General features: G+C 62.6%; 31 protein-coding genes and 3 pseudogenes. 15 read left to right on the top strand and 19 right to left on the bottom strand.

Annotated elements, in window-relative coordinates; translation table 11 throughout:
* From AKG11_RS29595 to traA, 4 genes are all read right to left on the bottom strand, one after another.
* The coding region (locus AKG11_RS29595; RefSeq protein ID WP_050746528.1) for an IS3 family transposase at positions 1-272 on the bottom strand (272 nt) is incomplete at its 3' end.
* A 51-nt stretch (positions 273-323) separates the two neighbouring features.
* A complete protein-coding gene (locus tag AKG11_RS29590) occupies positions 324-977 on the bottom strand; it encodes a zeta toxin family protein (protein ID WP_050746527.1) in 654 nt (217 codons plus the stop codon).
* 2 nt (positions 978-979) lie between these two features.
* Positions 980-1,249: a hypothetical protein gene (locus AKG11_RS29585; protein ID WP_050746526.1), complete on the bottom strand. Its 270-nt coding sequence runs from the start codon at positions 1,247-1,249 to the stop codon at positions 980-982.
* Between the two features lie 31 nt (positions 1,250-1,280).
* Entirely contained in the window at positions 1,281-5,900 is a 4,620-nt protein-coding gene (gene traA / locus AKG11_RS29580) for a Ti-type conjugative transfer relaxase TraA (RefSeq protein WP_050746525.1), read from the bottom strand.
* A gap of 222 nt (positions 5,901-6,122) precedes the next feature.
* Between traA and AKG11_RS29575 the strand changes: the two genes are divergently transcribed.
* Genes AKG11_RS29575 through traG form a run of 3 tightly spaced genes read left to right on the top strand, consistent with a single transcriptional unit; the run spans position 6,123 to position 8,546 of the window.
* Positions 6,123-6,410, top strand: coding sequence for a TraC family protein (locus tag AKG11_RS29575; protein WP_050746524.1), 288 nt, complete (start codon positions 6,123-6,125; stop codon positions 6,408-6,410).
* On the top strand, positions 6,400-6,630 hold the full coding sequence (locus tag AKG11_RS29570) for a conjugal transfer protein TraD (RefSeq protein ID WP_050746523.1): 231 nt from the start codon (positions 6,400-6,402) through the stop codon (positions 6,628-6,630). The genes AKG11_RS29575 and AKG11_RS29570 overlap by 11 nt, the downstream gene beginning before the upstream one ends.
* Positions 6,627-8,546 (top strand): Ti-type conjugative transfer system protein TraG, encoded by a 1,920-nt coding sequence (gene traG / locus AKG11_RS29565; protein WP_050746522.1) that lies wholly within the window; start codon positions 6,627-6,629, stop codon positions 8,544-8,546. The genes AKG11_RS29570 and traG overlap by 4 nt, the downstream gene beginning before the upstream one ends.
* Before the next feature lie 37 nt (positions 8,547-8,583).
* On the opposite strand, the gene AKG11_RS29560 is transcribed toward traG, so the two are convergent.
* On the bottom strand, positions 8,584-8,892 hold the full coding sequence (locus AKG11_RS29560; protein WP_156334170.1) for a hypothetical protein: 309 nt from the start codon (positions 8,890-8,892) through the stop codon (positions 8,584-8,586).
* Positions 8,893-9,244: 352 nt separating this feature from the next.
* Entirely contained in the window at positions 9,245-9,442 is a 198-nt protein-coding gene (locus AKG11_RS29555) for a DUF2934 domain-containing protein (protein ID WP_050746520.1), read from the bottom strand.
* Positions 9,443-9,632: 190 nt separating this feature from the next.
* On the opposite strand from AKG11_RS29555, the gene AKG11_RS29545 reads away from it, so the two are divergent.
* Complete coding sequence (locus tag AKG11_RS29545) at positions 9,633-9,818, top strand: hypothetical protein (RefSeq protein ID WP_050746518.1); 186 nt, start codon at positions 9,633-9,635, stop codon at positions 9,816-9,818.
* Positions 9,819-9,865: 47 nt separating this feature from the next.
* Here AKG11_RS29545 and AKG11_RS29540 read toward each other — a convergent pair whose 3' ends face one another.
* Together AKG11_RS29540 and AKG11_RS33920 are read right to left on the bottom strand one after the other, a co-directional pair.
* Positions 9,866-10,069 carry a CsbD family protein gene (locus AKG11_RS29540; RefSeq protein WP_023517627.1) on the bottom strand — a complete coding sequence of 68 codons (204 nt, stop codon included), beginning with the start codon at positions 10,067-10,069 and terminating at the stop codon, positions 9,866-9,868.
* 64 nt (positions 10,070-10,133) lie between these two features.
* A complete protein-coding gene (locus AKG11_RS33920; protein ID WP_023517628.1) occupies positions 10,134-10,436 on the bottom strand; it encodes a DUF982 domain-containing protein in 303 nt (100 codons plus the stop codon).
* Positions 10,437-10,721: 285 nt separating this feature from the next.
* Between AKG11_RS33920 and AKG11_RS34805 the strand changes: the two genes are divergently transcribed.
* Complete coding sequence (locus AKG11_RS34805) at positions 10,722-10,922, top strand: hypothetical protein (RefSeq protein WP_024270304.1); 201 nt, start codon at positions 10,722-10,724, stop codon at positions 10,920-10,922.
* Between the two features lie 99 nt (positions 10,923-11,021).
* Here the strand turns inward: AKG11_RS34805 and AKG11_RS29535 are convergent, their stop codons facing one another.
* Entirely contained in the window at positions 11,022-11,261 is a 240-nt protein-coding gene (locus AKG11_RS29535) for a helix-turn-helix domain-containing protein (protein WP_050746532.1), read from the bottom strand.
* 101 nt (positions 11,262-11,362) lie between these two features.
* Here AKG11_RS29535 and AKG11_RS29530 point away from each other — a divergent pair, with 101 nt between their 5' ends.
* The 5 genes from AKG11_RS29530 (at position 11,363) to AKG11_RS34800 (ending at position 13,738) form a co-directional block, all read left to right on the top strand.
* Positions 11,363-11,842: a hypothetical protein gene (locus AKG11_RS29530; protein ID WP_156334168.1), complete on the top strand. Its 480-nt coding sequence runs from the start codon at positions 11,363-11,365 to the stop codon at positions 11,840-11,842.
* 493 nt (positions 11,843-12,335) lie between these two features.
* Entirely contained in the window at positions 12,336-12,593 is a 258-nt protein-coding gene (locus tag AKG11_RS29525) for a hypothetical protein (protein WP_024270303.1), read from the top strand.
* 10 nt (positions 12,594-12,603) lie between these two features.
* A complete protein-coding gene (locus tag AKG11_RS29520; protein WP_050746531.1) occupies positions 12,604-12,828 on the top strand; it encodes a hypothetical protein in 225 nt (74 codons plus the stop codon).
* Positions 12,829-12,858: 30 nt separating this feature from the next.
* Positions 12,859-13,308 carry a hypothetical protein gene (locus AKG11_RS29515; RefSeq protein WP_024270302.1) on the top strand — a complete coding sequence of 150 codons (450 nt, stop codon included), beginning with the start codon at positions 12,859-12,861 and terminating at the stop codon, positions 13,306-13,308.
* Between the two features lie 85 nt (positions 13,309-13,393).
* On the top strand, positions 13,394-13,738 hold the full coding sequence (locus AKG11_RS34800; protein ID WP_156334167.1) for a hypothetical protein: 345 nt from the start codon (positions 13,394-13,396) through the stop codon (positions 13,736-13,738).
* 45 nt (positions 13,739-13,783) lie between these two features.
* On the opposite strand, the gene AKG11_RS35205 is transcribed toward AKG11_RS34800, so the two are convergent.
* Positions 13,784-13,960 carry a hypothetical protein gene (locus AKG11_RS35205; RefSeq protein ID WP_024270301.1) on the bottom strand — a complete coding sequence of 59 codons (177 nt, stop codon included), beginning with the start codon at positions 13,958-13,960 and terminating at the stop codon, positions 13,784-13,786.
* A gap of 190 nt (positions 13,961-14,150) precedes the next feature.
* On the opposite strand from AKG11_RS35205, the gene AKG11_RS34795 reads away from it, so the two are divergent.
* Entirely contained in the window at positions 14,151-14,303 is a 153-nt protein-coding gene (locus AKG11_RS34795) for a hypothetical protein (RefSeq protein WP_156031922.1), read from the top strand.
* Positions 14,304-14,396: 93 nt separating this feature from the next.
* On the opposite strand, the gene AKG11_RS35200 is transcribed toward AKG11_RS34795, so the two are convergent.
* The 3 genes from AKG11_RS35200 to AKG11_RS29500 form a co-directional block, all read right to left on the bottom strand.
* On the bottom strand, positions 14,397-14,552 hold the full coding sequence (locus AKG11_RS35200; RefSeq protein WP_197284036.1) for a hypothetical protein: 156 nt from the start codon (positions 14,550-14,552) through the stop codon (positions 14,397-14,399).
* Between the two features lie 343 nt (positions 14,553-14,895).
* Positions 14,896-15,219, bottom strand: coding sequence for a DUF736 domain-containing protein (locus AKG11_RS29505; protein WP_023517350.1), 324 nt, complete (start codon positions 15,217-15,219; stop codon positions 14,896-14,898).
* 710 nt (positions 15,220-15,929) lie between these two features.
* On the bottom strand, positions 15,930-16,466 hold the full coding sequence (locus AKG11_RS29500; protein ID WP_050746516.1) for a hypothetical protein: 537 nt from the start codon (positions 16,464-16,466) through the stop codon (positions 15,930-15,932).
* A 196-nt stretch (positions 16,467-16,662) separates the two neighbouring features.
* On the opposite strand from AKG11_RS29500, the gene AKG11_RS29495 reads away from it, so the two are divergent.
* Together AKG11_RS29495 and AKG11_RS29490 are read left to right on the top strand one after the other, a co-directional pair.
* Positions 16,663-16,920 carry a ribbon-helix-helix domain-containing protein gene (locus tag AKG11_RS29495; RefSeq protein WP_050746515.1) on the top strand — a complete coding sequence of 86 codons (258 nt, stop codon included), beginning with the start codon at positions 16,663-16,665 and terminating at the stop codon, positions 16,918-16,920.
* Complete coding sequence (locus tag AKG11_RS29490) at positions 16,920-17,291, top strand: type II toxin-antitoxin system RelE/ParE family toxin (protein WP_023517354.1); 372 nt, start codon at positions 16,920-16,922, stop codon at positions 17,289-17,291. The genes AKG11_RS29495 and AKG11_RS29490 overlap by 1 nt, the downstream gene beginning before the upstream one ends.
* A gap of 84 nt (positions 17,292-17,375) precedes the next feature.
* Here the strand turns inward: AKG11_RS29490 and AKG11_RS29485 are convergent.
* A pseudogene (locus AKG11_RS29485) lies at positions 17,376-17,609 on the bottom strand (SLOG family protein); the annotation flags it as partial.
* A gap of 50 nt (positions 17,610-17,659) precedes the next feature.
* On the opposite strand from AKG11_RS29485, the pseudogene AKG11_RS34790 reads away from it, so the two are divergent.
* Positions 17,660-17,740, top strand: a pseudogene (locus tag AKG11_RS34790) (IS6 family transposase); the annotation flags it as partial.
* On the top strand, positions 17,733-18,098 hold the full coding sequence (locus tag AKG11_RS29480; RefSeq protein WP_050746530.1) for a PIN domain-containing protein: 366 nt from the start codon (positions 17,733-17,735) through the stop codon (positions 18,096-18,098). The pseudogene AKG11_RS34790 and the gene AKG11_RS29480, both read left to right, overlap by 8 nt.
* A gap of 425 nt (positions 18,099-18,523) precedes the next feature.
* Here the strand turns inward: AKG11_RS29480 and AKG11_RS29475 are convergent.
* From AKG11_RS29475 to AKG11_RS29455, 5 genes and pseudogenes are all read right to left on the bottom strand, one after another.
* A pseudogene (locus AKG11_RS29475) lies at positions 18,524-18,917 on the bottom strand (type II toxin-antitoxin system VapC family toxin).
* Positions 18,914-19,180 (bottom strand): type II toxin-antitoxin system Phd/YefM family antitoxin, encoded by a 267-nt coding sequence (locus AKG11_RS29470; RefSeq protein WP_050746513.1) that lies wholly within the window; start codon positions 19,178-19,180, stop codon positions 18,914-18,916. The pseudogene AKG11_RS29475 and the gene AKG11_RS29470 overlap by 4 nt, the downstream one beginning before the upstream one ends.
* An 85-nt stretch (positions 19,181-19,265) precedes the next feature.
* Entirely contained in the window at positions 19,266-20,207 is a 942-nt protein-coding gene (locus tag AKG11_RS29465; protein WP_050746512.1) for a DUF2493 domain-containing protein, read from the bottom strand.
* 324 nt (positions 20,208-20,531) lie between these two features.
* Positions 20,532-21,566: a DUF7146 domain-containing protein gene (locus AKG11_RS29460; RefSeq protein ID WP_050746511.1), complete on the bottom strand. Its 1,035-nt coding sequence runs from the start codon at positions 21,564-21,566 to the stop codon at positions 20,532-20,534.
* A 12-nt stretch (positions 21,567-21,578) separates the two neighbouring features.
* On the bottom strand, positions 21,579-26,051 hold the full coding sequence (locus AKG11_RS29455) for a bifunctional class I SAM-dependent methyltransferase/DEAD/DEAH box helicase (RefSeq protein ID WP_050746510.1): 4,473 nt from the start codon (positions 26,049-26,051) through the stop codon (positions 21,579-21,581).
* Positions 26,052-26,124: the final 73 nt, after the last annotated feature.

Genomic DNA, 26,124 nt, shown 5'->3' with positions numbered 1-26,124 from the left:
AGTGCCTTCACTTCGTCACTGGTCGCCGAACGGGCGGTATCGCCCGCAAGACGTTTCTTGCCCGCCTCGAGGAATTCCTTCGACCAGCTATAATACAAGCTCTCCGCGATCCCCTCACGGCGGCAGATCGCGGCGATGCTATCTTCACCACGCAAGCCGTCCAGCACAATGCGGATTTTGTCCTCGGCTGAGTGGTGCTTGCGCGTGGCGCGGCGGATGTCCTTGATCGTCTTCTCAGCCGCTGACGACTGCGGCCCGGATTTCTGTCTCATCTTCGCTTCCTTTGATAGAGCTACGATGAGCCGAAAATCCTCTCTTCTCAACTAAACCAGTTCTGTCTCAAGGGCGCTGATCCGGGACAGATCGACGAGGTTTTCCGTCTCGACCTTCTCGAGGCTGACGCGCAATCCGGTGATAGCTGCATCGTGAACGTGCTGCGGCGGAATGCGCGCCGCGTCGCCGGCATGCAGCATCTCCTCGAAGCGATAGTGGTTGCCCTGCCAGCTTAGCCGTGGATTGACGGCAACCGCTCGCGCCTCGATATCGTAGCCACCAGCGCGGGCCATGCCGATGACGCGAGCGACATTCTCCGGCGTGCGCATCGTCGTCTCGAACACGATATTGACCTTCCGCTCCACGGCGGCCGCCAGCAGCTTTTCCGTCCAGCGCCCGGCATCGGCCTGGGTAAACTGCGACGCGGTTTCCGCATCCTGCTTCTGGAATGCGAGGAATTGCGGATGATAGGATCGGAGATCGTCACCGACGATGCGGATCGTCGGCCCCGATTGATCGAGTTCCGTCTGGCTTGCGATCAGGACCGCCGTCTTGCCGGCTCCCGGCTGGCCGCCGAGCAGGATCATCCGCGGCCGCCCCGCCGGCTTCATCGCCTCCGGCAGATAGTCGGGAAGGATGTCCTTGCGGAAAATGCTCTCATTCCTCTCCGGCGAGAGCCGGCCGAATGCCTGATCGTCCGCCATGATCAGAACTCCGCCCAGAACCGGGCGTCGTCCTTCACGCGTGGCCCCCAGAGCGCGATGACGCTCTCGACAGACTCGCGATCGGCGACGGTGATGCTTTGCTGCAGGGCGATCAGGTCACGGCGCCGAGACCGAAGCGCTTCGGCGGCATCGGGATCGGTGGCTTCGAGCTCATAGACGCGCGCCGTAACGATGGCCCGCGCCTGGTTGAGGATCTCGATGGCGATCTCGGCGCGGACAATCGCGTCGTAAGGGATTTCCTGTTCCGTCATGTTCTTCTCCTTCCCTCTATTGTCGAAACTCTTACCGGATGACGCCCCGGCCGCGGTCGATCGCCCGGCGCTGGCGTTCCGCGACTATCTGCTGGCTGTTGCCCATGCGGACTGTCTGCTGCAATATTTTCAGGCGCTCCTGCATCGCCTCGAACGGGCGGCGCTGCGCCGGCGACACGCGGTTGATCACGTCCTTCTCACCGCGCAGGATGGCATCGCGGCCGAACCGGAGATCGAGCGATCGGCTGACACCGGCAAATTCCTCCCAGATGCGGGCATCAAGCGACCCGGCTGCGATATCGAGTTTGGCGCCCTTCTTCTTCATCGCTGCCGCCAAGCCGCGCAACGCCTCGTCGGCCGCCGGCGACAATCCTGGAATAGCGACGCCCATCCGTTGGCGTTCTTCGGTGATTGCCTGGGTCGCGTTGGCGAATGCTGTGGCATAGGACGCGCCCAGCGACCGGACACGGCTCTCTGCCTCGGGCACAGCCTGAAGCGCGTCCTTTCGCTCGCGGCCGACAGCGAGCAATCTGTCCATGATGCGATCGGAACCGCGCAGCGCACAATAAGCCGCGGGATCGTTGGCAACGGCCGCGGCGATCCGATCGCCCGAAAAACCTTTCACGATGAGGGTCTCGATCTTGTCGACGGCGCCGGCGGGATCGCGCCAGATGCGCCCAGCCGTATCGACAAGGGCTGCGCGATTGTGGCCGTAGTGGGCAACTTCACGCGCCCTCACCCGTGCCTCGTCTTCGACCGAGGTCTTGAACTCCGTCACGGCGGCGAGCATGGGCAACACGGCACTCGTCTCCTTCCCCGGCTCGACGCTGGCGCCGGCAACCACCTTCGAGCGGTCCTTCTTTTCCGCCAGATGCTGTTCCTCGGCGAACCGGCGCACGACCTTGAAGAGCCGCGCCAGTTTCTCGCGTCGACCGGACGCGAGATCGTCCGGCATGCGCTCGACCATGTTGCGCTCGGCGATTGTATCGGCCTTCTCCGTAAAGGCGGACCATCCAAAGCGCGCCGTCAGCGCCTCATTGACCGCTTTCACTTCCTGGACCAGCAAACGGTCCTCAACGGCATAGGCGAAAGCGGTCTTGTAGGCGTCGGGGCCGCCGCGCTCTCGGACCGCCTCGATTTCGACAAGCCGCGCCATTGCCGCTTTCGAAAGCGCGGGGACGGACGGCGACATATGCCCACGCCTCTGTTCCTCGCGAATGCAGAACCGCTCTGCCTGTCTGCGGAATTCCGTCGCATGCGACCGGGCGAGCGGCAGCAGATCAGCCAGGGCCGCCATCGCTGCGTTCCGATTGTCCCGCGCGGCGCGGCCATCGACCAGATGTTCCGATCCCTGCAGACGGCCAAGCCGCTGCGGGCGCATCGCAAGATTTTCAGCAAGGTCGCGCGGCTCCATGCCGGCATCCGACGCCAACGCATTCAATCTGGCCAGCGCCCTGTCAGGGTCACGATAGATTTTCTCCAGGACCGGGCGAAGAATGACCTCCCGCTCCTTCCATCTTTCCGAGGCAAGTTGCGCCCGGCGGGCTTCCTCCTCGATGCTACGGGCAAATCGCGTCGTCGGCGGGATGAGGTATGGTCGATCCTCGGGAACTCGTGGCGCGACGGTTTCCGAACGCTCCTCATTGTAGGTGACACTCTTCTCCCGTTCGATCGCGAAGCCGAGCGCCACGCTGGCGCGCTCCCACAGCTTCGCCAACTGTTCCCGCTTTTCCGCAAGCCAGGCCAACCGCCGCCCGGCCCCCTCCTCTATCCCGGCCGCGATCTCGGCCGCCAAGTCGATACCGCGACGCCGGGCAAAATCGCGGGCATGCGCCTGATAGCCAGCCTCGCTCTCGAAATCGAGCGTCGTGGTCTTCGCGCCCGAACGGCCGAGACGCTCGACCATCTGCTTGAACAATTCCGGCCGATGGCTTTCGCGCTCGATCCGTTCCTGGCGAGCATCGGCCGATTCCTTCAGCTCTGCCGTCCAGACATTGCGGTGAACTTCGCGTTTCTCCGTTCGCTTCTCGCCCGTCTCCGGATCGGTGACGCTTACATCGACCTTGACGGTCTCAACGCCATCCTTGCGGAGCGTGACCGTGTCGCCTTCCGAAACGCCGCCCTTCTCCAACGCCTTCGGCAGACTGACACCCCAGACACGATGGACCGTTCCGTCATCCGTGCGGACATCGGCATAGGGGCTTTCATCCGCATCCTCATCTTCCGGCCGGAACTTCGCCTCGCCCGTCTCCACTAACTCACCGGTGACGCCGGCGGCGTGATCGGCGCGCGGCTTTCGTCCCCATTCCGGCTTCGGCTCGAAATCCTCGCGCGCCGCATAGAGCGTTGCCTGATCGCGATGGCGAGTCATCGACACATAGGTCAGGTGCTGGTCCATCATGCCGGTGGCGAGCACGAAGGTCCGGTCGACAGTGGCGCCCTGCGATTTGTGGATTGTCGCGGCATAGCCGTGGTCGATGTTGCGGTAGCTTTCCTCGCTGATGACGAGGTCGCGACCATTGTCGAGGCGAACCGAGAGCAACGGACCGCCACGCAGATCGCCGGTCGCAACGACCGTTCCGAGCATGCCGTTCTTCACATGTTGCGGGCCGAGGCGGCGCGCCCTTGGTTCGAGGAAGCGAGCATTTTCGAGGGAGATGATGCGATCGCCGGCGGCAAACTCCCTGATACCTCGCTCCGTCCGGAATTCGCGTGCGGCGGTCAGCGCGCCTGCAGCATTCATCACGCCGCGCAGCGATTCATTCAGACGCTTCACATCCTCATTGGTGTGGGCAAGCACCAGCATCTCGTCGCCCCGCAGCCGGCCGTCGTGACCTGCCGCGCGCGACCGCGCGATGACCTGCTCGCGCGCCGCGCTCCAATCCGCCACGATCCGCTCGACGACTTCGACGCGCTGCTCGGTCTCGACGATCCGGCCTCGCTGGGCATAGGCATCCAGCCCCTCCTCGACCTTGCCACGCGCGAAGAGACGCGAGGCATCGCGCGCCCAAGCTTCTTGCTGCCGGCGGACACCGGCAAGTTCGGCGGACCCGATCCGCTCCGATATCGCCCGGAAAGCGGCACCCGCCTGGATCGGCTGAAGCTGCATGGCGTCGCCGACCAGGACCGCCTTCGCGCCAGCGTCCTCGACCGCCTTCAACACACGCGCCATCTGCTGCGAGGGCACCATGCCGGCCTCATCGATAACGAAGACATTGCCGCGTTCCAGGAGATCGCGCCCGTTCTCCCAGGCCAATTCCCACGATGCGAGCGTCCGCGACTTGATGCCGGAGCTGTCCTCCAGCCCTTCGGCCGCCTTGCCCGCAAGGGCTGCACCAAACACGCGATGACCCTCGCCTTCCCAGGCAACTCGCGCGGCGGCAAGCAGCGTCGACTTACCCGCCCCTGCAAGCCCGACGATAGCCGCGATCGCACTGTCACCAGTGACGTGACGGACGGCGTCGACCTGCTCCTGTTCGAGCTTGAAGGGTTTTTCCGGATCGGCGGTTTCGACCTGACGCACGGCTGCGGCAACCTTCGCTTCCGCGATACCGAAACCGGTTCGCTTCGACAGGACTTCCGCCGACTGCGCCATGTCATATTCGATGCGCAGGATCTCGCGCGTGGTGAAGATTGCCGGCTCCGCCACCTTGCCGGTCTGGCGGTCCACCTGCTGCGGCTTCAACAGAACCAGATCGTCGGACGCCATCAGGCGCGCGCGAATGTTCACGAAATCCGTGGGGTCATCGACATAGCGATGTAGCGCCTTGGCGATATCCCTCTCATCGAAGGTGGACCGTTCGTTGGCGAGCTGCTTCAGCAGAAGCTCGGGATCGGCGAGCAGGCGGTCGGCCATGTCCTGCCGCCGCGCCAGATCGGCCGGCGCGAAATACATCTCGACGCCCTTGCGCGCGAGCGCGGCTTTTTCCGGGCCGAGATGTTTCTGGGCAATGCCATCGAGGCCCTGCTCGGCATAGGAGCGCCCGTCCAGACGGATGTCATGGCCGGCGAGCGCAAGGTGCCGATTGGCCGTTTCCGCCCAACCGATCTTCCAGGCCTTCATCGTCTCCTTGTCGCCGGCCCAGAGCTTGTAGACGATCTTGCCGTTCGGCCGGTCCGGCGTGACGACGCGCAGCGGCTCACCGTCTTCGCCGAGCACCGGCACCTTCTTCGGCCCGAAACCCTCGTCCGTCAGGGGTCGCAGCGCCGTCATCAGATGGATGTGGGGATTGCCGTCCTTATCGTGATAGACCCAGTCGGCGATCATGCCTTGCGAGGTCAGATTGTCCCGGACGAATTCCTGCACGAGGGCGATGTTCTCCGCCCGCGTCAGCTCCTCGGGGAGCGCAATGATCAACTCGCGGGCAAGCTGTGCGTCCGCTCGCACCTCGGAGGCCTCCACGGCATTCCACAGCGCCTCGCTCGCGCCCGCGACGCTCTTTCTTTCGATCGCGATCCGCAGCCAGGCCGGAACCTTGTCCGGTAGCGCCAACTCCTCATGCTTCAATTCGGCCGCGCCGCCGCGATAGCTGAAGGAGGTGCCGGCCTGTTCGTCCATCATGCGAGCGCGATGACGGTAAGCGGCGGCCGAGACGATGCTGCGTCCCGCTCCCCTGCTGATTACCTGCGCTCTGACGAACATGATCGCCACTGCCGTCTCCTGATCTCCCAAGCACGTCGCGCCAGCGACGTATATTGCGCCCTCAAACCGATCGGACCTCAGGTCCGATGCCGCTTTTCCGGAAGACGGCCCAGGCCGGAATTCCGGCATCGACATTTTGGGGACTTGCGCAAGGTAGCGCATTTTACTATCGTTTTCTAGTCAGTATAAATAAACAACAGCGATATTGCTTGAAGAGAGGGAACCGGGTAAATGGCCGTCAAGTCGTCAATTCTGGATATCGATACGCAGATCGAGAAGCTTCGAGAGCGTCGAAAAATGCTGATAGTTAAATCAGCTGATCGCTTCTCCCGCGCGGCAATGAAGTCGGGTCTGGCGGAGATGGAGATCGACGACGAGGAGGTCGATCGCATCGTCGAAGAGATCGCCACGCGATTTCGCAAAGCGGAGAAGAAAGGGGCTGGTGACGCAGCTGCTTCGCCGCGTGGACAGCCAGGTGGCGGGGCTGGAGCGACGACGGAGATTCCTCATGACGGCTGATCGCAAGAAGGAAACTCGCGAGAAATTCCTGCTGGGCGGGATCGTCGTCCGGGCCGGACTGTCGAAGGTCGACCGGGCGTTTCTGCTCGGCGGGCTCATCGAACTGGCGCGCGTCTGGTCCGGTTCGCCAGAATATCGTCGGCTGCGGGATGTCGGCGAGGAAGCCTTCAAGGCTCCCGTTCTCGATGGCGGCCGACCGATGCTGGAGGCAGCCGAATGACGACGATGGCCAAACCACATCCAAGCCTCTTGCTCGTCATGGTGCCGATCGTCGTTACGGCCTTCGCTGTCTATGTCGTTGGATGGCGATGGCCGTCGCTCGCCGTCGGCATGTCGGAGAAAACGGCATACTGGTTCTTGCGCGCCGAGCCGCTGCCGGCGTTTTTGCTCGGGCCGCTCGCCGGTCTTTTAACCGTCTGGGCATTGCCACTTCATCTGCGAAGGCCGATTGCCGTGGCGAGCCTCCTCAGCTTTCTGATCGTTGCAGGCTTCTACGGCCTGCGGGAATTCGCGCGGCTTTCGCCTTTCGTGAAGAGCGGCGTGCTGTCCTGGGATGGGGCGCTTTCCTATCTCGATAGGATCGCAGTGGGCGCGAGCATTGTCGGCTTCATTGCGGTAGCGGTCTCGGCGCGCATCTCAACGGTCGTGCCCGAACAGGTGAAGCGCGCCAAGCGCGGGATCTTCGGCGGCGCGAACTGGCTATCGATGGCCGCGGCCGGAAAACTCTTCCCACCCGATGGCGAGATCGTCATCGGCGAACGTTATCGGGTCGACAAGGACATCGTCTGCGATGTGCCTTTCGATCCCTATGATCGGTCGACATGGGGCAAGGGCGGAACCGCGCCGCTCCTCACCTACAAGCTGAACTTCGACTCCACCCATATGCTGTTCTTCTCGGGCTCAGGCGGGTTCAAGACCGTGAGCAACGTGGTCCCGACCACATTGCTTTACAGCGGCCCACTGATCTGCCTCGATCCTTCCACCGAGATCGCGCCGATGGTGGTGGAGCATCGCACCCGTGCACTCGGCCGGAAGGTCATGGTGCTCGATCCCATGAACCCGGTCATGGGGTTCAATGTGCTCAATTTCATCGAAACGTCGCGCAAGAAGGAAGAGGATATCGTCGGTGTCGCGCATATGTTGCTGTCGGAGAGCGTGCGCATCGACACATCCACCGGCTCCTATTTCCAGAACCAGGCGCACAATCTTCTAACGGGCCTGCTCGCCCATGTCATGCTGTCGCCGGAATACGAGGGGCGACGCAATCTGCGCAGCTTGCGGCAGATCGTTTCCGAGCCGGAGCCCTCCGTGCTCGCCATGCTCCGCGACATTCAGGAGCATTCCACCTCCGCCTTCATCCGCGAAACCTTGGGCGTCTTCACCAACATGACCGAGCAGACCTTCTCGGGCGTCTACTCGACGGCATCGAAGGATACGCAGTGGCTGTCCCTCGATGGATATGCCGCGCTCGTTTGCGGCAACGCCTTCAAGCCGAGCGATCTCGTTAGCGGCGAGAAGGACGTTTTCCTGAACCTGCCTGGTGACATCCTGCAGTCCTATCCTGGCATCGGCCGTGTGATCATAGGCGCACTGCTCAAGGCGATGGTTCAGGCCGACGGCGGGTTCACGCGACGTGCGCTTTTCATGCTCGACGAGGTGGACCTACTCGGCTACATGCGGGCGCTCGAGGAAGCGCGCGATCGCGGCCGCAAGCATGGCATCACCATGATGCTGCTCTACCAATCGGTCGGCCAATTGGAGCATCACTTCGGCAAGAACGGTGCGACATCGTGGATTGAGGGATGTGCTTTTGCGAGCTATGCCGCCATCAAGTCGATTGAAACGGCAAAGAACGTTTCGGCGTTGTGCGGCGTGATGACCATAGAGGTCAAAGGAGATTCGCGTGACGTCAGCTTCGCCACGAAGAACGGCTCGCCGCGAAAGTCAGAAAACATAACCTATCAGGCGCGACCCTTGATCCTGCCGCACGAAGTCACGCAGACCATGCGCCAGGATGAGCAGATCATCATCGTTCAGGGCCATAGCCCGATCCGCTGCGGCCGGGCGATGTATTTCCGTCGGAAAGACATGAACAAGGCGGCGAAGCCCAATCGATTTGCCAAGCGTTATCGCTGATCACAACAACGCACCGGTGCGCCGGTTCGGAACTGCGTTATCGACCGAGAGGGCGATAGCGCTCAGCCGGGTCCGTTTCGCCCGGAGGTGTGATCCAGTCGACGAACTTCGAATACACCATGGAAACGCCGACGAAGCCGGCGGCCATCAGGAGGAAAACCCAAAATGGCATTCCGTTGGCTGCCTCGGGTTTGACGAAAGCGACGAAGGCGACCAGCGGCATGATGAGGCCGCCCAGCATCAGCACGTTGACGACCGGCCGAAGCAGGGAGAGGACGGAATAGGCGAGACGCCCGGCGCAATAGAGCACGCCGCGGACGATTGTGATGGCCAGCGTGGCGATCAACAGAACGGCGTGTCGCAGCAAACGAAGCAGCGGGTTACTTTTCGCAGCCTGTGCACTCGCTTCGTCGATGGGTTGGTCTTCGATCTCATCATGCCGACATCCTCACGCTGGAAGGGCGCGGCAAGCAAAGATCGGCGGGGAGCGTGAGGGACAACCCCTTGCGGCGAGGCGGCCGGTCGATCCGGCCGTTTCGCCCCGCTAGAGTGAGCATCACCGAAGGCCGGGCCGGCTCGGGGGAGCCACTTTAGAAGATAAGCGCCTGTTATCATTGAGCAATCCGATGAGAGGGGCTTTCTTCGCCAGAAATCCTCCCCGCTTTTGAAGTCCGCTACATCTGAATGTGGAGTCGAACTCAATGCGTCCGCTTCGCCGCAGCAGCTAGGCCGACGACATCAACCTGATCTCGGCTCGCCTCTCCCGCTTCGTACTTTTCTTGTATCTCCCGTTCTGCCTGGAGCCAGTGCCCAAGCGATCGGCCATCCAACGACCCTTCGCACTGCCAGAGTTCGAAGGCTCGCTCCTTGATGCGTCTCTCGCGTTCGTCGTCCATGATCAGCCGAGCCCAAAGAAGGACAGGACGGCGATCACGACTACGACCAGACCGACAAGATAAATAATATTATTCATAATGCGTCTCCTTTTCTGTTCGGGGTCAAACGTGCCCGCCGCCGTTCTTGTTCCCGTCGACTGGAACCACCGCGATCCGTAGTCGTTCCTCATGCCCCACAGGAGGACGCACAATGGCAATTGAGAACGCACCGACGGAGAAGGGCAAGGAAGGCGCCCGTGGCCTCCACAAGGCCGCACGAGCCGAAGAGCGCGAGGTTGAAGCTGAAAAGGGATCGGAGCTCGCAAAGGGCGCGGATCGCGTTGAGGAGCGCTCCAGGAGCTCTGACGGCAAGAGTGCTGGCGAGAAGCAGCGGTAAGTAGATGGGGCCGCCCAACAGCTGCCGGGCGGCCCTCTCAATGCGACTTACCAGGTCTGGCGATTATACCAGTCGTCAACGTCCCGCGTCGCACGATCCTTTTCGTAGCCGTAGCGCTCCTGGATCTTGCCCTCGAGCTGGTCGCGCTTACCTTCGATGACGTCCAGATCGTCGTCAGTGAGTTTACCCCACTGCTCCTTGATCTTGCCCTTGACCTGCTTCCAGTTTCCTTCGACACGGTTCCAGTCCATCTTGCTCTCCTCGTTTAGGATAGTGATGGATAGGAAACGCGCAGCCGGCGGAATTGATCCCTGATCAAGCATTCATTAATGGCGGCGTAGAGGGGCCGGAGCGGTGCCAAAGAGGCGAAAGCGCCTGTACGGGCATTCCTGCCTCAAGGCACGCCGAGACGAATGCCTCGCGTGCAACCGTCGCCGGCGTCCGGAACTGGAGGGCGGCACGGCATCTTTCACAGGCACGCTTGTAGCGATCGCCGGAGCGTAGTGGCCATTCATTTTCTAGGAAGTCGAGAGCGTCATGGACGCCTTGGAACAAACGGCTCGTCCCATTCGTGAACGTGACGGAGATAGGGGTCGCAAAGTAGATTTCTGCCAGCATCGATAATCCTCCTTCCAAATGCTACCCTGGCGCCGAACGATATCGAAATCGCGTGCGGATTTTTCAAGGGTGCCGTTGGCTGCCGTACGAACTGCGATCCGGATCAAAGGTTCCGCGCGGCCGAGACGAATAAGAACGACCTAAATAAGAGAAGCGCTAGATGATCCGCTCGACTTGCAATTGTCGCATTGCGAGAGCACACTTCCTCGTACTGGCAGCCGATTATCAGGGCGCTGTCGGCTGTGAGGTGGCACCTTTCGCCCCGAACGAGAAAGGGAGTTCGCTATGGATCTCCCAAAAACCTTATCTCAGGCAGGAATATTCGAACCCGACGATCTCGCGATCATGCGAGATGTAATTGCGCGCTTGAAAAAGAATATGGACCGCGACCTCGATGCGGTTGCTCTTACTGTCATCCGGCTCTTTCAGGAAGAGCCGGGCGACGCTGAGCACCTTTGGAAACGCTGTCAGCCCCTCGTGGGCTGACGCATTGGGAGTTTAGGGTTGGCGCGGGAATGGGCCGACCCGATAGCCGCCGACCTTGTGCCGGCTGCGGAATTGCTCCTTGGGAAGAGGCGGTAGCCGTCACTCGTCCGGTGGCGCAACACCGCCCTCTACAATACGAACCCCGTCCGGAGAGATGAACTCCGCGAACCGCCACCGGCCGTTCTCGTCCGGAGCACCTTGCTCAAGTGCCGCCTGAATAGCATCCATTGTAGATTTTTTTGCGTCGGCGCCGTTTTCGATCCGGGTGATCGTGTTTGCGGTAACTCCGGCCCGCTCTGCTAGCTCCCGAACGCCCCACCCAAGGCCAGCCCGCGCCATCTTCATGGTAGTTGCGCGCATCATTTTTTGTACCTCGTCGCAATCAATGTTAACACTGTACAAACACAGTACGACAAACGCAACAGGAAGGACCACCAGCAATGGCCACCACGACGCACGACACAACTACGGACAGAAGGCTCGAACCGCGCAGGTTGCGTCCGAGAAGACAACCGCCGCACTTCCCCTATGACCGGGCCGGCGCCACCGAGATTCCACGCATGGCAGCTCTCGCTGAACAACTGCAGCCCATCATGCTCGAACTGCAGCCCATGCCCGATGAGGCTATGGACGGCATCAACAACGCACATACGGCCGTCGTGGAGGCGCTCGCCGTCGCGCCGGTCACTAAGTCCAGTGAGCTTGCCGATAAGCTGCGTGTGCTCGCCTACCTCGTCGAGAGCGACAAGGGCGGTGTGCTGAACCTCGAGACCCTGATGCTGCAGGCCGTACTGCACGACCTCGGCGCATTCCGGATCCGCAAGGCGATCGCTGAAGGGTTCGGCATCGTCGAAACGATTTATGGCGATCTGCTCCAATTGCGGGCTGGCTACTACACCAAGATCGATCGACCCAACTAAAATTTCCTGCCAGCCGTTTCCGCATGTTCCGGCCGGCCTTTGCCGGTGGCGCTTTGTAGCTGCCCCGGCCCTTTATTCGTAGACACCGGGGAGCGACCAGCACCACCTGCGACCACACCAGCAGGGGCGCTCCCGCACGGTCTTTGGCCGGCCGATCGCCATGCGAAAACCTTGAAACATCCGCCGGCTCAGCCGCCCGCCCCGTAAGAGACGGGCGGTTTTGTGTTTGTGAGGCCGTGACAAACTTCCCACGGTGGGAGGTCCATGCGCATCGCTAGAGAGATCGGAGACAAATTGCCAAGTATTGGCAATTTGGGGGCCACCGCCCTCTACGCACTCGCCGCCCCTCCACTCCCGAACCTGTTTGCGCCATCCCCTTGATTTCCCATCATAACTCAAAATTGCGTCACGAGGTCCCCCCAGTTTTGGGGACATCCCTCGACAACCCTGCATCGCGGTGCGACACTCAGCACGCGTTGCTTGGGAGGCTTTCATGGCTAAATGGATCGTTCTCGCAGTCGGGCTGCTACTCATGGCTAATGGCTTCTACACACGGACCTATGACTTCCCGAACGAAACGCCTGTCAGATATTGCTTCAACATGGATTACGTCGGCATCGATGGCTGCTTTCATAACGCCGCTGTCCCAACGCTAATGGCTTGGGTTCCGTTCTTGATCGGCGTCGGACTTGTTATCTGGTCAATCTTCCGGGCGATGGGAAGTTCCCGCCAGCGCAGTGATGCTCGGTGATTCTCGTCCAATGACCAGGTCACGTAAGAAAGTCCCCATCACCGGCATCACGACCGCAGACAGCGACAAGGCGTTCAAGAAGCGCGAACATCGCCGCGAGCGATCCGCGGTACGCGACGCCCTGGCCACCGGTTCGAAGCCGCCACACCCGAAAGGGTTCGGTGATCCGTGGGATGGCGACAAGGACGGGAAGCGTTACGTGACGGGCGATCAAGCAACCGTCTTGCGGAAATGAGGCGCCGCCCCTCGATATCCCAGGTAAATCATGTCCGCCAAGCCCATCCTCATCTACCGCCTCACGCCAGCCCAGATTGACCTCATCGATCGCTTGGCCTCCAGCGACGACGTCCATATGGACAGACTCGCCTACCCGGACTTGGTGGCGTATCAGGAATTGGAGAAACTCGGTTTCGTCGAAATGCGCGTTGAGCCCCGAAAGAAGATCAAGATTGCGATCACCGCCCAAGGGCGTCAGGTACGGGCGGCCAGGTACATCTCCAGCAAGCCGGTCGTTCGCCTTACTGGACCGCAATTCCTTGCAATGTGCCTCCTCGCTGAAAGGCCGCGGTCCTACAACGATATCCCCGCCTCCATGAAAGACACTGTGCGCCGACTGCGGCTGCGCGGCTGGGCAACCGTGGAGGAGGATGCCGAGGGGCGGTTCTGGACCGCGTTGTCTGCTGAAGGATGGGAGATTGTGGATCTGCTGGACTAGGAACGCCTCGTATTGCCATGACGCAGATCAAACAACAGTGCCCTCAAAACGTGTATCTTTGGGTCTTACCACCGTGGGACCGGGAATGCGCGATTTGTCGATTGATGTCTTTGCCGCCGGGGAGAAGCGTCTCCTGGCGATCGTTCCAGTGAAGGTTCGGGCTTCGGGCCAAGGCGGCCAGCCGGCAAGCGACGCTGAAATAATCGCAGAAGCAATGTGCGCCCTCCGCGAAACTCGGCGATTTTCGAACAGGGAAATCGAATCGTTCCGCTACAAGATTAATAGGACTACGCCTGCGGCCGGTGACCCAGCCGATACCGACGCCCGGACAGATGCGGTGGTGAATTTGCCCAAAGAACGTGAGCCGGTCGAGGTTTATAGTCAGCGGCCTACCCCCCACGCGGATCATGATGTTCATCGGGATCGATGAGGGCGGGCCGACTGGCCGGAGTAACATCGGTCCCCGAATACCCCCTCAGGCGCCGTCCGATTTTCCCCAGCCCAACTTACGGCACAGCTCTTCACCCGCGCCGATCGCTTCCTTTTGGGTCTTAAAGGGGCCGGCCAAGTAGTGCGACATGCCGCGGAATTCGACTTGGGCGCCCTTATTCAGCACGTCATAGACAATGTGCATTCCAATCTCATACTTCATCAAATCACCTCCTACCCTCAATACGGCCGGCGGCGTAATCGGATCAAATCAATCAGCTCGTTAACCCAATGAATTGAGGTTAATCAGGAAGAAAATGGGGCCTCTCCCGGCTTCACCTTGACCCCTCCTGAAGTGAGAACACAATAGGAACAAAGCCCACCGAGCGGACACTATTCCTATGAGGTGACGCATGTCGACCAAAGCCGCCCCACAACAAAAAGTAGACGCCGTCATTGAGGAAGACGCTGTCGCGCTGTTTCTCGACTGGCTGCCAGAGAGGCGTGCCCATGGATACCGGGTGAAGCGCGTTGAGGCACTGGCGCGAGGTGATGTTCGTCGATGATGGGATTGGGGACGCGGGCGTGAGGCGAAGCCTCGGGTCGGAGCGCCGGTCGATCCGGCGCATCGGCCCCATCGTGCAAGGCAAAAGCCTCCCTCAGTGGGGAGGCTCGGCGTCTTCGGCGGCGATGGGCGCGGCCAGTTCGGTGCGGGCCTGTTCCAGCTCGGCCTCGATCTGAGCGCGCTCGGCGGGGTCGCAGTGGTTCGCTTCGCGGCGCAGTTCTTCGATGTGGTTTTCGAGGGTCATCGTCATCGTCGTCATCTCCTTGATGATGTGAAAGATGACGCCCGGGGTCGTGAGGGTCGGGCCGGGTCAAGGATCGCCGCAGGCGACCGGCGGAGCCGGCGAGCGGAGGAACCAATTTTCTGACGGCGCCCTTCAGGGCGGCGGCTGAAAATTGGAGGTGCCGCGAAGTGCTTGAGGCGGCGCGGGCGTCACGGCATGATTGGCGTTCTGAGCAGACAGACCTTCCTCTCGTGGGGCACCCGTCAGGTGGGGATGCGGTTCGACGCCCGTTTTCGCGTCTTTGTCGCTAAGGCCGCTGAACTGGCCTGACGATGCCGGCCCCGATTGCTCGGGGCCGCTCGCTCATCGTTCAGTTCGGGTTGTTCCAGAGGATGACCTTCTTGGTCGGATCGCCGCCCGGAGCCTGGGCTACGTTTCCGAAGATCACGCCGATCTCGGGGGCTTCCAGTTTGACGGAGAGGTATTCCTCGCCGGTCTGGCGGGCCGTGCGGGCCCACGCGGCGCCGATCTCGAAACCCGTCTTGCGGTGGATGACGCGGAAGTCGGGGGCTTCTTCGCTCGACTTCTGGGCATTCGGGACGATGGCGATCGGGGCGTTGACCCGGATGGTGGCGAAGACGCCTTCGAGGATGCCGTCGTTCTTCTGGGTCAGGGTTGCGATCGTGGTGGCCATGGTGCTGTCTCCTTCGGTTCCATCGGGACCGTTCCCGATGGCGGCAAAGGAGAGGGCTGATCTGCTGCGGTCAGCTCGGCGGAAAATTTTGCAAAATTCGATTTGCCGCCAAAGCGGACAAACCGAAATCGAATTTTGCAAAAATTTCTGTCGAGTCTTACCCCTTCAGGGGTTGGCCGCAAAAGCAGGCAGTCCTCTACAAAGTCGGCATCAATGGGAACGGGCCGGATGGAACCGGAGCCGATGCCTGCCGTGGCGTCCCGACTTGCAGCCTCTCCGCCAGAGTCCAGTCCTGCTCGTGGATGCGCCTTTGCCTGTCGGTCTGCCGGCCATTACCTTCGCCGCTCTTCCCGCACGACCACCCCGCGAGGGCGCTCCGGGGTGCCGACGTCATCGCAAGCGCCCGGCGTTCGACGGCGTGGCTTGGGACTGAGGTGAGACGTGCAGCGGGTCCGATATGCCGCGTCTCGACCCGGATGGAGGTCTTCGAGACAGGCATTATCTTCCGCATCGGTCCAGGCCAGCGCCCCGGCCGCGAAGACGGCACGAAGACGATCTTTCTGAACACGACACCGGAGAGGCCGAGCGGACTGGCCGCGCAAGGGGCCGGCTTCCTTACGGGCGGCGGGAAGCCACCGGGATCATCGCGGCAAACGTCGGCGTGCTGTCGGCCGGCCGCGGGCGGGCACGACGTCCGCCGAACCGTCGCGTCATCGCCCATTGGCGAGATGGCGTTCCTCGTCGGTCATGCGCGCCTCGATCCGCCCCACGAGATCCCGGCCGGCGTTGCGCAGCATCTCCTGCCAATCGGAAACTTTTCGAAGCGTGAACTTCGCGCTGCGCATCGTGTCGTAGACGAAGCAGGGCGAGCCGGCCGCCGCAAGGCGCAGCATGTTGAGGCAGGTTCCCGGCGAAGCGCCATCCCAGACCATCAGCCCGTAATCGGCGCGCCGCGCCATCTCGCGGTCTTTCTCGGCATGGAAGGCGTAGCCATGCGCGCCTCCCGGCGCGGGCCGGTGATAGGCCGCCCAGTCGCCGAGATTGTTGGGCGGCTCGCTGCCGGCATGGAAGACGCCGACATGCTCATAGCCATAGCCGGCGAGCAGGCTCTGCGCCTCCGCCTCGGCTCCGGGCGCATCGCCAACCAACACGCCATGCTCGGCGGCGATCATCGCACCGATGCGCGCGATCACCGGTTCCGGCAGTTCGAATATGTCGCGTGATCCGCCTACGAATATCATCGCCATGGTCGCTCTCCTTTTTCTACCAACAGGCCTCCCCCTCCCGGGCCACCTCTCCCTCTAGGCCAGCGCATCGTCTCGAAGGAGCGGAACGGCGAAGCCGTTCCGCGGGCCGGCAGCACTAGGCCGATGTCAAATATTGACATTGAGGTGCTGGTGCGGGAAAATCCGCCTCGACAATTCCAACCGGGAGGGCGCTGCCATGACCAGCAGCCTGCATGTAAGTTTGCCCGATGAAATGCGCGCCTTCGTCGACATGCGCGCAAACGGCAAGAACCAGTACACGACGCCGAGTGAATATGTGCGCGCGCTGATCCGCGAAGACATGGCGCGCGAGGAAGACCGCCGTTATGCAATTCGCTCCTTGCTGAAAGCGGAGGAAGAGTTCCGGCGCGGGCAGGTGCGGCCCCTGTCCGCCCTGGATGCCGTCGACGCGGAACTGGACGAAGAGCTGCGGTAGTGGCTCCCCACATCCTTATCCTGCCGACGGCGTTGGAAAACTACCGTCTGGCGATCCGCGAGACGGCGCGGATCTGGTCGCCGCAGCAGGCGAAAGCCTATGGACGCCTGCTTCGGAAAGGCTTCGAGGAGATCCCTGAAGCCTATGCCCGTGTGCGCATGAAGAAGGACGAGCGGGTGGGCCATTCCCTGTTCCGCCTCCACAAGATCGAGCATCACTATGCTGCCTATATCGTGGTGGAAGACGCGACCTTTGTCGTCGCCGCCGTTCTCCACGAACGGATGGACATTCCCGCGCAGCTGCGCATCGTCGAACGATTGACGGACCGCGAATACGAGGCCCTGATGGGGCACCCTCGCCCGAAACTTTAAAGCCGCTTCGACGCCGGGCTGAATGCCCGTCGGAAAGGAGCCTGAAGAGAGAGAGAGAGAGAGAGAGAGAGAGAGAAAGGGCGCTCACGCGCCCTCTCCCTTCAGTTCCCAGACGGTGATGCCGAAGCGGTGGGCCTTGTCGCGCAGGTTTTCGGTGATCCCCGAGCCGGGGAAGATGATGACGCCGGCCGGCATCATGGAGAGCATCTCGTCGTTGCGGCGGAACGGGGCGGCCTTCGCGTGTTTGCTCCAGTTTGGCTTGAAGGCGATCTGAGTGACACCGCGAGATTCGGCCCAGCCCGCCGCGATGCGTTCAGCGGGCAACGTAAACTTAACGGAACGTGGAGCTTGATTGGCGATGAAGAGGCATGACAAACCGTGATCCGCTCTACCGCCGCCACCGCTTTCCTGCTGAAATCATCGCCCACGCGGTGTGGCTCTATTTCCGCTTGTTTCGTCACCGTTAAATTTACGATGCCGTCGATAGGCCTCTCGTCGATCGTGGCCCATGAATTGTACTTCGAGGCGCATAAGAGTGCGAAGGTCCAGCACAATCTGGAAACCCTACGCTTGCTGTTTGCGGGTTTTCCGATCCTTGATTTCGATCAGCGCGACGCCTTTACAGCTGGGGAGGTCCGGGCAGTTCGCGCGGTAAAGGGAACCCCGATCGGCCCCTACAACGCCTTGATCGCCGGCCAGGCCAAGGCCCGCGGCCTGGTGCTGGTCACCAACAATCTCGACGAGTTCAACCGGGTGGACGGCCTGCGTGTGGAAGACTGGTCCGTCGATCAAGGGGCGCCCAGCTAAAATCGGCATCGACGGCGCGAACCTGCTGCAATTGACGTGCGCAATGTGCAAGGCTGGCCTGCGCACAAAGGGACTTCTGCAGGGCGGAAGCGATTGGCATATTGAGCCCATGAGGTTCGCACCTCCTCCCGCGAGCCTCACAGCGCCGGCGATCCACTCCTCCTCCCGGGATCGCTTGCATCGGATCGGCGGCACTCCTCCTCCCAGTCGCCGGTCACAGTTTGAGAAGCCTGCCGCACCTCCTCCCGCGGCAGGCTTTTCTGTTTCCGGTTGTCGATTGGGGTTGGCAGGCGCAGCCATCGGCAGCCTGAACTCAGTCCAGCCTGCTGACGTGGCGGCTGGACGTGCGCGCACCTGCAAAGGCTGTTGCGATCTTCATCATGAACGTCTTGCTGAACCGGCCGATGGTGTTGCCATGGAACTGGTCAGGTCGCAGGGTCCGAGCAGGTGAAGAATGGAACACCGTAGAGGGGCACGTTCTGATCTTCGGAAACGAAATGCGCATCCCGGCGAGCGCCTGCGCCATGAGGAGGTGATCGAACGGATCGCGATGATGAACCGGCAGTCCGGCCAGCGCAACCAAATGGGCGTCGGAAATATCGAGGCGCTGAAACCCTTGGCCCGGGAGAATGCCGAGAATCTCCTCGATGTCCGCATCGAGCTTGCCGATGCGCAGCTTCACGGTGATCTCCCAGAGCGAAACGGCACTGACAAGAAGTCGTTAGCGGGATCGCCGATCAGGCCGCGGGCGCGACCGTCCAGCTTCTCGTCGTCATTCAACCACCACAGCAGCGTGTGGGTATCGAGCAGAAGCCTCACGCTCCGTCTTCCATCGCCTTCGAGACGTCCGCAGGCAGACTGTCAAAATCATCGGCAAGCTTGATTTTGCCGCGCAAAGCACCCGGCTTGCGGTTTGCAACATCGGAGGACGGCGGTCCAATCTCCGCAACTACCTTGTGATGGGACGTCAGGACAAAGCGCTGCCCTTCTTCGACCTGCCGCAGGAAGGATGTCAGGTTGCCGCGAAACTCCCGCACGCCGACGCGCCGCGGAGACGATGTGATGTGTCGAGGTTCAGCCATTGCGTCGCTCCATTTCCGAGGAAATGTGTACACAATTCCTCGGAAATGCAAGGCTTGAGATTTGCCAGCAGGAGGAACACGGCGCTCACGCGCCGTCTCCTTGCCGATCCCAGACGGTGATGCCGAAGCGGCGGGCCTTGTCGCGAAGGTTTTCGGTGATGCCGGAGCCCGGGAAGATGATGACGCCGGCCGGCATCACGGAGAGCATATCGTCGTTTCGGCGGAACGGGGCGGCTTTCGCGTGCTTGCTCCAGTTCGGCTTGAAGGCGACCTGCGTCACGCCGCGGGATTCGGCCCAGCACGCCGCGATGCGTTCAGCGCCCTTCGGCGAGCCACCGTGCAGCAGCACCATGTCGGCGTGCCTGGCGAGCGCCTTGTCGAGTGCGGCCCAGATCCGGTCATGATCGTTGTAGTCCAGGCCGCCCCCGAAGGCGATCTTGGTACCGGCCGGGATCAGAATCTCGGTCTCGGCGCGGCGGCGGGCGGAAAGGAAGTCCCTGCTATCGATCATCGCCGCGGTCATGTTGGCGTGATTGACCTTGGAGCCGGTGCGCGGCCGCCATGTCGAACCGGTCTGCGCCTCGAAGAGGTCAGAGGCGAAATCGCGCATGAACTCGAAGGCGTTGCGACGCTCGAGGAGCGTGATACCCTCCATGATGTGCCGTTCGAGCTCGACGCTCTTGACCTCCGAACCGTCCTGCTCACGCTGCCCGTTTCGCTGGGCGTCCTCGTTGCGCTGCAGCTCGCGCTGGATACGCTCCCCCGCACGGTGGAACAGATTGACGGTCGACCAGAGCATATCTTCGAGATCGGGTTCGAGCCGGGTGTCACCGAGCATCTCTGCGAAGGCATCGAACATCGCGGTCAGTGCAGACTGGACGACCACCTCCTCCGGCAAGAGGCGCGGGTCCGGCTCGTCCTGGAAGGGACGATAACCATAGACCTGCATCTCGTAGATGACCCGGTCGGTCGGGGACGATGCGTGGTGGAGGTCGGTAGCGGCATCGATGGGAAGCTGGACGTTCATGATGGTCTCCGTCGGTTGGGGCCGCGCCTCTCGCGGCCTGACGGCGATCCCTTCCATCCGGCGAGCGGACCGGAACCGCGGCGCTCGCGCCGCGGCCCAGCGCAGCGCCGGGCCGCCGGGGACAGGTTTTTTGCTCCGCGAGGAGCGCCGGCTCCGCCGGCGCGGGGAAAAAACCGGGCCTCCGGCGGTTGGAGGCCCGAACGCCTGGTGGTAAGGGTCGCCTCTCGGCAGGCCCGCAGGCGCGCGCTTCTCCGTGCGGCGACCGGCATTGCCGCCCTCCCCTCCGACGCTCCCGCCCCGCCGCATCTCCCCATCACGGCCTCATCACGACGGCAGGAAGACGGTTGCGTCCTCCGGGGCGAGTTGTGCCCGGAGACTGGCGATGAGCCGGCTCGGGTCCAGCCGCAGATCGTCGTTGAAGTCGCCGAGATCAGGGGCGAGCACCAGCGGCAGGATCCCGCGAGCCTGCGCCCGGCGGCTCAATCTCTCGATGCCGTTCCGGCCGGCGGCATCCGCGTCGGCGGCAATGTAGAGGCGCACGCATTCAGGCGGCGGCTCGAAGGCCGCGAGGTGATGGGCGCTCAGTGCCGAGGCCATCGACATGGCGGGCATGACGTACGACAGCGACAGGATGCTTTCGAGACCTTCGCCGGCGGCCATGACAGGCACGGGACCGCAGACAGGAAAGGCGAAGCGAACCGCATTGCCGAGCAGGCCGCCAAGCGCGCGGCGGGGATCGTCAACCTGCGCCTTGCCGCCACCATCGGGATCAAGCCAGGTGCGATGCACGCCGGTGATCGTGCCACCGGGATCGGTCACGGCCGCGATCAGCGCAGGAAAGCTGGTCGTCCGGCCCGTCACGAGATCGCGATAGTAGCAGGACGGATGATAGCGAAGCGCGGGATGCAGGGATGCGCGCAGGATGCCGCGCCGGCGCAGATAGCTGTCGGCGAGGGTCCCCGCCAGCGGCTGCGACATGCGAAACAGGCGCTGCGCGCGCTCATCTGCCGGTCTGTCGACCGGCGGATCGGTTCGATCGTCGCCCCTGCGGGACGCCGCCGGATCGGGACGGGGCTCGTTAAGGAAACGCCGAGCTTCGTCGGTAACGTCGCGGAAATCGACCAGCCCGCAGGTCTCGCGCACGAGATCGAGCAGGTCGCCATATTCAGCCGTTGCGGCATCGGCCCAGCGCCCGGCACGTGGACCGGACAGATGGACGTAGAGCGACTTGCCCTTGCTGTTGGCGGTGTCGCCGACGATCCAGTAATTGCCGGCCCTGCGGCCGGCGGAGAGGTAATGCCGGCAGACCGCCTCGGCATCGCGCGAGAGACGGTTCGCCAGTTCGGAAGCTGAGAGCATGGCGGTCCTCCTTCACTGCCGGCTGACGACATCGAGCAAGCGATGACGCTGCATCAGGCACGAAAGGATCGCAGCACCGTCATCGGTGACCGGAATGAAAAAGCGCAGCTTCCATGCGATCATCTCCGAGAACAGCCCGATGGAGCGCAACCAGTCGCGCATCCCGTCCGTGAAGCCGGTCAGTTCGACGCGGTTGTTGTTCATGACCCGGACGCGGCGCACCGTCATCTCGCCGGCAAGGCTGATGATGGAGGAGCCATCGACCACCGATTTCCACGCCTGCTCCGGGTTGAGCACATCGCTCCGGTCGATCCCGAAATTGTTGCACAGCCGTGAAAGGCCGGCCGGCGCGATCACCCGGCCGACGATGCGCTCGCCATCTTCGATTTGCAGGCGGTAGACCCGGCAATAGTCCTGCGGCAGGAGTTTCCAGATCGGCAACAACAACCCGCTGACGACATGCAGCGTCGACGTCGAGAACTCGGGAACGCTGGCCACTTCGGCATTCCAGGCCGCGGCGAAGATCCGTTCGTCCGCCTCCTCCCAGTTCGTCTCTTCGAGATGGCTGATCTCGAAGCGCAGTTCGTCCATCGGCCGGATCAGTGCCACGCGCGGCTGTAGCGAGCCGTCTTCGAGCATGATCGAGCGTGTCGGGGCCATGACTGCGGCGCGTTCGGACTTCCCGTTGATCATCAGCTTCGCACGCGGGTCCTGCGCCACCAGACGGAGGGCATCCTCGATGAGCATCGGTCGATTGCGGTCCATGCGCTCGATCGTCAGGAGGTGCGACTGCGCGCCCGTGACCGGATGGGTGTAGACCAGCTTGCGATCCTTGAGCGTCATGCGATCGGCGGTCAGCGTTTCCAGGCCCTTGTCGTAGACGCCGGCGGCGATCGCCCCCTCTATACGGGCAGCCAGCAGTTCCTCGAAGGACTCGAAAAGGAGGTTTTGCATGGCGATGGTTAGCGCCAACATCCGATTGAGGAAGGTATGGATCGGCGGCAATTCATCCCTCAACCCACCATCCTCGTCTGAAAGGGAAAGCCCTGTGATCGCCTCGAAGGTCTCCAGCGAGCAGCCGGCGACCGCGCCGCTATGGACGCGCCTGTAGAATTGCCGCAGCGCATCGCGCGCGTATTGGGATTCGAGGTTATCCTCACTCCTGAACATGCCCTGACCACCGGTCTGGCGCTGGCCGCGGGTGATCGCGCCGAGCGTGTCGAGCCGACGAGCGATCGTCGACAAGAAGCGCCGTTCGGCCTTGACGTCGGTCGCCACCATCCGGAAGCGCGGCGGCTGGGCCTGGTTCGTGCGATGGCTGCGTCCGAGGCCCTGGATCGCCACATCGGCGCGCCAGCCGGCTTCGAGCAGGTTGTGCAGGCGCTGGCGCTGGTTCTTCGCGCCGAGATCGGCATGGTAGGAGCGCCCGGTTCCACCGGCTTCCGAGAAGATCAGGATCGGCTTCTGGTCGTCCATGAACGCGCGCGTTTCGTCGAGATTGGCGCTGCCAGGTCGGCTCTCGACGGCAAAGCGTGCAAAGGCACCATCACCATCCCGGCGAACGATACGACGGGAGCGCCCGGTGATTTCGGCGACCTTCTCCGTCCCGAAATGCTGGACGATTTGGTCGAGTGCGGTCGGGATAGCCGGCAGGCTGCCGAGTTTTTCGAGCAATTCGTCACGACGGGCAGCGGCCTCGCGGCAAAGGACGGCATTGCCGTCGGCGTCATAGACCGGCCGGGATAAAAGCGTGCCTTCGCTGTCCGTGTATTCCTCGAAGAGCTGGGTCGGGAAGGAGTTCATCAGGTACTCCGCGACGATCTCGCGCGGGGTGACGTCGACCTGAATGTCGTTCCATTCCTCTGTCGGGATTTCCGCAAGCCGCCGTTCGGTTATCGCTTGTCCCGTCGAGATCAGCTGGACGATGGCGGCATGGCCGTCCGCAACGTCCTGGTTGATCGTGCCGATCAGCGTCGGCGTCTTCATCGATGTCAGGAGGTGATTGAAGAAACGCTGCTTCGTGCTCTCGAAGGCGGAACGAGCCGCGGCTTTGGCGTTCTTATTGAGCGTGCCGGTCGGCGAGGTGATGCTGCAAGCTTCCAACGCCTGATCCAGACGATTGTGGATCACCTGATAAGCCTCGGCATAGGAGTCGTAGATGCGGACTTGCTCTTCGGTCAGCCTATGCTGGAGAAACTCATATTCAACGCCCTCGAACGACAACGAGCGGGAGGCATAGAGGCCCATCGCCTTGAGGTCGCGGGCGAGCACCTCCATGGTCGCAACGCCGCCATCCTCGATAGCGGCGATGAATTCGCTGCGGGTCGCGAAGGGGAAGTCGGTGCTGCCCCAAAGACCGAGCCGCTCCGCATAGGCGAGCGACTCGACCTCGGATGCCCCGGTTGCCGAGACATAGACGACGCGTGCATCGGGCAAGGCGCGCTGAAGGCGAAGGCCGGCGCGGCCCTGCTGCGAGGCGGCCTTGTCGCCACGGTCGGACTTGCCGCCGGCGGCATTGGCCATGGAATGCCCCTCATCGAAGATGACGACGCCATCGAAGATCCTGGCTTCATCGACCACGCCATCATGATCCTCGCCCTCGCAGAGCCAGTCGACGATCTGCTGGACGCGGGAGCGCTTGCCCTCGCGTTCGTCCGTGCGGAGCGTCGCGAAGGTCACGAACAGGATGCCCTCATCCAGCTTGATCGGCTTGCCCTGCCGGAAGCGCGACAGAGGCGTGACCAGCAGCTTCTCCTGACCAAGCGCGCTCCAGTCGCGTTGGGCATCCTCGATCAGGGTCTCAGACTTGGAGATCCATACGTGCCGCCGGCGTCCCTTCAGCCAATTGTCGAGAATGATGCCCGCGGCCTGCCGACCCTTCCCGGCTCCCGTGCCGTCGCCCAAAAACCAGCCACGGCGATATCGCACCGCGCCTTCGGTTTCCGGGGTGACGGCCGTCAGATTGTCGAAGGAGGCATCGACTTTCCAAGAACCGGCGAGATGGCCCAAATGGGCTTCGCCGGCATAGATCACGCTTTCGAGCTGGGCGTCCGAAAGATCGCCGGCAGTGATCACGTTCCTGGGGAGATGGGGCCGGTAGCTCGGCTTGGGCGGGGCAACCGACGCCATGGCGACGGACTCGACCAGCTTGTCAGGATGCGGCTTGGCGTCCGGGATGTGGATCGCCCGGAGCTCGTAGGGTTCGTAGATGCCATCGGCGGCATCCAGCCGCGTCGACGGCGGCGCGTCTCGTAGCTCGTAGGCGAGTTCGACGATCTCGTCATGGGTAGGCGCGGGGGCCAATGACGCCCGGTTCGGTGAGCGGGGAGAGAGCGCGGGGCTCGGCCGCAATCCCGTGACGGCGGCGGGACGTAGCGTCTCGGCGGCCTTGCGGGCAGCCATTTTCGCGGCGCAGGCGCGAAGAAGGCCGTTGGACAGCGCGCCTATGGAGTTCGCTGCGGTCGACGGCGAGCGCGGCGGCAGGCCGGAGATCCAGGACAGCAATGTGGTGAGATCGGGTGCGACACCCGTGCTTGCGACCAGCTTCGTCGGATCGGCAGCCGCAATCTTGTCGATGACTGTCAGGCGGGTTTCCATCGTCGTGCCGTGGCGGGCGAAGACGCTGCCTGCGATCGCTGCGCTGAACGCGACCGTGCCGCGCTCCTGCAAGCGAATGAAGGCGTCACGCCACTTCGGGGTGTCGGGAGAAAGGCTGGAGCCGGTGATGGCGATAAGGCGGCCACCCGGAGCAAGACGGGCGAAAGCCGAGGTGAGATGCCGCCATGCTGCATCGGTCATACGGCCCTCGACATGCACCCCGGCGGAGAACGGTGGGTTCATCAACACGACGGTGGGGCGAGCGGCGCGATCGAGATAGTCGTCGATATGGGCCGCGTCGTGGTGCGTGACCGGTGCTCCGGGAAACAGATGCTCAAGGAGGGAATGGCGGACCGGAGCGTATTCGTTGAGTATAAGGCGCGCGCGGGCGATCTCGCCGAAGATCGCCATGAGGCCGGTCCCGGCGGAAGGTTCGAGGACGACGTCATCCGCCATGATGCCGGCGGCCCGGGCCGCGACATAGCCGAGCGGTACGGGCGTGGAAAACTGCTGGAGCCTCTGGCTTTCCTCGGATCGGCACGTGTGTGTCGGAATGAGCGCGGTGAGCCTCGTCAGGATGGAAAGGGCCGCCGCGGGTGTATTCGTCCGGGTTGAAATGGCCGAGCCGAACTTGCGAAGGAAAAGAACCTGGGCCGCTTCGGCCGCCTCGTAGGCGTCCTTCCACGACCAGTAACCTTCGGCATCCGAGCCGCCGAATTCAGTGGTAAGGATGGCACGCAGATGGCCGGATGTGATCGTATCGCCAGATTCGAGAAGCGGCAGGAGCACACCTCCGGCCGCAAGGATGCCGCTCGCACGGCTGCGTTCTTCTGGCGAGCGCGGCGCAACGGCGATCGCGTTCGCGCCGCGGGAGGATAAAGCGTTCATGGGAAACCTCATCGAGAGCGGGAAAGAGCCGGCCGCCGGGGCGCTCTCCAATCCCGCCAGGCCACCCCTTTCC

The organism is Shinella sp. SUS2, from assembly GCF_001262505.1.
Lineage (GTDB): Bacteria > Pseudomonadota > Alphaproteobacteria > Rhizobiales > Rhizobiaceae > Shinella.
Note: the sequence above shows the minus strand (reverse complement) of the source record. Positions and strands in the feature narration are given on the sequence as shown.